The sequence below is a fragment of the Nocardia sp. NPDC049707 genome (genome assembly GCF_040674855.1).
In the GTDB taxonomy this organism is placed as follows: domain Bacteria; phylum Actinomycetota; class Actinomycetes; order Mycobacteriales; family Mycobacteriaceae; genus Nocardia.
Genome location: NZ_JBFANN010000125.1, coordinates 1 through 1,117, shown reverse-complemented (window position 1 = coordinate 1,117; position 1,117 = coordinate 1). Strand labels below are relative to the sequence as shown.

Annotated in this window: 2 protein-coding genes; both read right to left on the bottom strand. The window is 62.4% G+C overall.

Annotated elements, in window-relative coordinates; all coding sequences use genetic code 11:
- Positions 1 to 91 precede the first annotated feature (91 nt).
- Entirely contained in the window at positions 92 to 640 is a 549-nt protein-coding gene (locus tag AB0J29_RS37215; protein ID WP_364796080.1) for a hypothetical protein, read from the bottom strand.
- A gap of 20 nt (positions 641 to 660) precedes the next feature.
- Entirely contained in the window at positions 661 to 975 is a 315-nt protein-coding gene (locus AB0J29_RS37210; RefSeq protein WP_364796077.1) for an SseB family protein, read from the bottom strand.
- Positions 976 to 1,117: the final 142 nt, after the last annotated feature.

The window sequence follows — 1,117 nt, the reverse complement described above, 5'->3', positions numbered from 1 at the left end:
AACGACCGACGCTTACGAGGAGGCATGCAGACATCCTAACCAGCAGGAACAACCATCCCGCTAACTCAGTGTCCACTCCCCGGGGTGAACCTCAGGCAGCACCGGTATTCCAATGCCGCGGGATCCCCGGCATCAGACCGTTGTTGCCCAACGCGTCCGGGCCCACCGCCTCGATCACCTTCACATTCGTGCCGATATGAGTGAACGCGTTCTGGAACGACTCGGCGCTGTAATCGGCATGGCGGATCTGGTTGAACTGGTTGTCGGCCAACGTCTCTCCCCACGACCGCGCATCGATCTCTTCCTTCGACAGATGCGGGTTACCGGTCAGCTGCGTGAACATCTCCTTGAACGTGTCCGAGAACTTCTCATCCATGATCTGATAGCGCCCCGCCGCCAACCCCAACGTCTTCGCGATCTCGTTGCCCGCCTGCACCAACGCCCGCACACCCCATGACCAGCGCTCGGTGAAGGTCTCGAAAGCCTTCTGCACCGACGCCTTACCCGCCTGGATCGGCGACAAGCTCAACAGCGAGAACCCGCGCCCCATCGCCCCGCCCTCCCCGACACCCAACTCGGACAGTTCTCCGATGATCCCGGTGATCCCATCCGCCGCCTGCTGCAGCACCACGGGATCCACGTTCAACTGGTCTCCCACCGCTACCTCCCGTCCCCGACGGAATCCTCGGACACCTGCGGCGGAAACGCCATCGGCGCCGAACCGGTGATATCGACAGCCACACCCGCCGGCTCCGAACGCCCCGAGGCGTACTCGGCCAGCCGCCACCCCACCAACGACTGATACCGATACTCCTGATCACCAACGACACCCCGCGCAGTCATGTAGCGGGCGTACTCCTCGACACTGGTGAACGCACAGATCCAATCAACACCCCCAAGCCGAAAGGTGCACAGGCGATCATCATCGACCAACGGCACCAACAAAGCCGCTTCCCGGAACGCCTCCTGCAGCACCTCCGGCTGCCCGAAACCCGCATAGAACGCAGCGATCTCCGCCCGTAAGTGAGCGTCTGAGAACTGTGTCAGGTGCGAGCGAGGCGGCGTGACATGACAGCAATCATGGCGATGTAGACGATCGCTTCGTGGTGGTCGGGTC